The following is a 3,548-nucleotide window of genomic DNA, read 5'->3' on the forward strand; positions in this document are numbered from 1 at the left end:
GGTCATCGGCAAGCTCGCCGATGACGGGCTGGTGCGGGTGATCGGCGGCAAGGGTACGTTCGTCCGCCCGCAGGAGGACTGGCAGCAGCCTGAGGGCCCGGACCCGTCCCTGCCCTCCACCTCGTCCTTCGCGTCCTCGACGCCCCGCTCGGCCTGGCCCACCCCCTCTGAGCCTTCCTCTCCCGGAGTACGGCGCACATCGTCCGGGTCCGCCAGGAGCGGCCGCTCGGGGAAGGTGGTGTCCGCTCCCGACCGCTCCGCCACGACCCTGCTCTCGCCGTCGGCGCCTCGTGGACCGGCGGGAGGCAGGCCCTCTTCCGAGACGTCGCGCTCCACCGTGTTCTCGTTCACCTCAGGGTTGTCGGTCATGCCAAACCTCTCCCCTGGCCGGGTCCGAATATGTCGCCGGGCAGGGCATCGAGCCGGTGAGCGGGGTAGTGGGAACCTCGACGAAGGGAGCAAGGTCATGACAGTCACCCAATTCCGTGATCTGCCGCTGGCCGACCACGACAGGGAGTGGGACAGCGAAGCGGCCGACAGGCGCGTTCGCGCGTGGGCCGGCGCGGAGGAGGAGCCCAATGCCCGCTACCGGGAGGCCCACCTCTGGTACGACGGTGACGAACCTGACAATTTCGGAAGCTACAAGCTTCCCGTCGCCGACGTGATCGGCGGCGAACTCAAGGCGGTTCCGCATGCCGTGCACGCCGCGGCGGCGATCATGAATGGGGCGCGAGGCGGGATCAAGGTGCCGGCGGAGGATGTCGGCAGGATCAAATCCCACCTGGCCAAGTACTACGCGAAGATGGGCGAGACCCCTCCCTGGGAGCACTGACCCTGGGAGCACTGACCCGATCTCGCGCCTCACGTTCGGTTCCGGCCCGGCCCGGCGGACACCGCCGCCGCTCCGAGTCGGCCCCGGCAGGGCCTTCGCCGACGTACGCGAGGGCGGCTTCGCGGCCCGCTCCGGCCCATGGGCCCATGGGCACCCGCGCACGCCCGCCCCTGCCCGGCCCCGCCGGCACCACTGTGACGGCCCGTACGCGCCGTGGCGGGGCATCGGGCCGCGACCGGACCGGGAGCGCGCGTCCGGTTCCGCGCACCGGTGCCCGCCCCGATTCCAGGCGGGTACCGGTGCCACCCGAATGCCCCGACGGCGTCCGATCCCGCGAAGCCGGAGCAGAGCGTGAAATACGAGCCCGGACGCTTGACGAGGCGGTATCCGGGTACAGGGAGCGTCCGCGACCAAGGAGAGAGTGTGACTTCCGAAGAACAGCTGCCCGAAGAGACCTCGGCGACCGGGAAGCCCATGGTCGGTGCGACCCCGCGCGATGTGGTCCACATTCGCCTGGGCTCGTTCGCCCTGGTAGCGGTGATCGCCCTGGGAGTGCTCGGTCTCGTGGCCGGTATCACCTGGCTCACCGTCGTGATGGCCGTACTGGCCGTGGTGGTGATCGTGGACATCGCCCTCGCGGTGCGCCGCCAGTCGCGCACCGCCCCGAACAGGACGACGGAAGCGGGCTGAGCCGCCGCGCACGATCCGGTGGCCCCGCCACGCCCGACCTCGTGAGGCCGTGCTGACCCATGCGCGGTGCCGGCATCGGCCGCGTCCCGGTGACGGCGGACGGTCGTCACCTCGGCGCAGCCGATGATCAACCGGGCGAACGGGCACAGCTGAAATCACCCTCCGCGTGGCGCGCGGCATTGAGGCCCTGACCGGCAACGGCTGGATTAGCATGGCGTCGCCCACATCGCGTGATCAACCTGCGATACGTGGTGCTCTCCCCTCACGCCCGGAAAGCCGAGGTCGAGGAGAGACCCATGTCCCGCAGACACGCCATCACCACGGGATGCGTCCTAGTGATCACCACGCTCACGTCGGCGCCCGTCCCGGCCATCGCCCAGGTCCGGGCCGCGAACGCTCCCGCCGTCCCGGCCTGGAAACCTCCGGCGGGCATGATCGAGGCACTCCAGCGCGACCTGCACCTCACCAGGGAGCAGGCCCAGACCCGCCTGCTCAACGAGACCCGCCTGGCGACGGTCGAGGCGGACCTGCGCGGGAAGCTCGGTGCGCGCTTCGCCGGTTCCTGGTTCGTCGGAACCGTCGCGCAGCGACTCGTGGTCGCCACCACCTCCGAGGCCGACATCCCCCAGATCGTCGCCACCGGCGCCCGAGCCGAGATCGTGAGCCGCTCCCTGTCGGACCTGGCCGCCATCAAGGAACAGGTGGACAACACGCCGGCCGCCCACAAGGACACCGGAGCCGTGCGCTACATCGACGTGCGGAGCAACAAGGTGGTCGTCCTCTCCAAGGATGTCGCGGTAGCCTCGAACGCTCTGGAGGCCTCCGGCACCGACCCGGTCGCGGTGAAGGTCGAGCCCTCCAACGAGACCCCCCAGCTCCTCGACGACCTCGTGGGCGGCAACGCCTACTACATCGGCACCACCGAGCGCTGCTCGATCGGCTTCCCGGTGACCCGCGGAACCCAGAACGGTTTCGTCAGCGCCGGCCACTGCGGCAAGCAGGGCGAGACCACGAGCGGCTCCAACTGGACCGCCCAGGGTGTCTTCCAGGGATCGAGCTTCCCCGACAGCGACTACGCCTGGGTCTCCGTCAACGCCAACTGGACCCCCAAACCCGCGGTGAACAACGGCTCCGGGGGCACCGTGCCCGTCGCCGGTGCCAGGCCGGCCATCGAGGGCGCCTCGGTCTGCCGGTCCGGCTCCACCACCGGCTGGCACTGCGGCACCATCCAGCAGCGCGACACCAGCGTCACCTACCCCCAGGGCACCGTCTACCAGTTGGCCCGCACCAGTGTCTGTGCCGAGCCGGGTGACTCGGGCGGCTCGTTCATCTCCGTGGACCAGGCCCAGGGAGTCACCTCCGGCGGCTCCGGCAACTGCACCGCCGGGGGCGTCACCTACTTCCAGCCGGTCGACGAGATCCTCTCCGCCTACGGCCTGACCCTGATGACCGTGGGCGCGGGCACCCCGCCGGCCGCCACCCCGCCGACCGCCACCCCTCCTGGCACCACCCCGCCGAGCACCCTCCCGCCGGGCGCATCCCCCTGCACCGGCTACCCGAAGACCGCCGCCGGCAAGCTGAACAACGGCCAGTCCGCCTACCAGCCGAACAACCTGTACTACCAGACGGCGGCCCCCGGCCGGCAGTCCGCCTGCCTGGACAGCGATGACAACGTCGACTTCGACCTCTTCCTCCAGAAATGGAATGGCACGAGCTGGGTCACCGTCGCCGCCTCCGACAGCCCCGGACCCGACGAGCAGGTCGGCTACACCGGCACCCGCGGCTACTACCGCTACCGCGTGACCTCCGCGAGCGGCTCCGGCTCCTACACCCTGAAGTACAAGACATCATGACGTTCCCCCCGATGTGAAGCCGTACCGCCTTCGCGGCACCTCAGGGGGCCTCGCGTAGCGGGCGGCCCGGCCGTGGGGGGGGGCGCGGGGGCGGGGGGGGGCCCGCGCGCGCCCCCGGGTGGGCGCCCGGCGCGCGGCCGCGGCGCTAGACGAAACAAAAGATTACTGAGAGG

The 3,548-nt window shown here is 70.9% G+C and carries 4 protein-coding genes; 3 read left to right on the plus strand and 1 reads right to left on the minus strand.

Going from position 1 to position 3,548, the window contains the following annotated elements:
• Positions 1-369, minus strand: a 369-nt coding sequence (locus AB0J58_RS44370) for a hypothetical protein (RefSeq protein ID WP_364227737.1), incomplete at its 3' end; no start/stop codon positions are given.
• A 97-nt stretch (positions 370-466) separates the two neighbouring features.
• Between AB0J58_RS44370 and AB0J58_RS44375 the strand changes: the two genes are divergently transcribed.
• The 3 genes from AB0J58_RS44375 to AB0J58_RS44385 all read left to right on the plus strand — a co-directional run bounded on the left by AB0J58_RS44375 (position 467) and on the right by AB0J58_RS44385 (position 3,375).
• Positions 467-832, plus strand: coding sequence for a hypothetical protein (locus AB0J58_RS44375; RefSeq protein WP_364227740.1), 366 nt, complete (start codon positions 467-469; stop codon positions 830-832).
• Between the two features lie 423 nt (positions 833-1,255).
• Positions 1,256-1,522 carry a hypothetical protein gene (locus tag AB0J58_RS44380; RefSeq protein ID WP_364227743.1) on the plus strand — a complete coding sequence of 89 codons (267 nt, stop codon included), beginning with the start codon at positions 1,256-1,258 and terminating at the stop codon, positions 1,520-1,522.
• 296 nt (positions 1,523-1,818) lie between these two features.
• Positions 1,819-3,375: a S1 family peptidase gene (locus AB0J58_RS44385; protein ID WP_364227746.1), complete on the plus strand. Its 1,557-nt coding sequence runs from the start codon at positions 1,819-1,821 to the stop codon at positions 3,373-3,375.
• Positions 3,376-3,548 lie beyond the last annotated feature (173 nt).

It is taken from the genome of Streptosporangium sp. NPDC049644 (genome assembly GCF_040675205.1).
Classification (GTDB): domain Bacteria; phylum Actinomycetota; class Actinomycetes; order Streptosporangiales; family Streptosporangiaceae; genus Streptosporangium; species Streptosporangium fukuiense.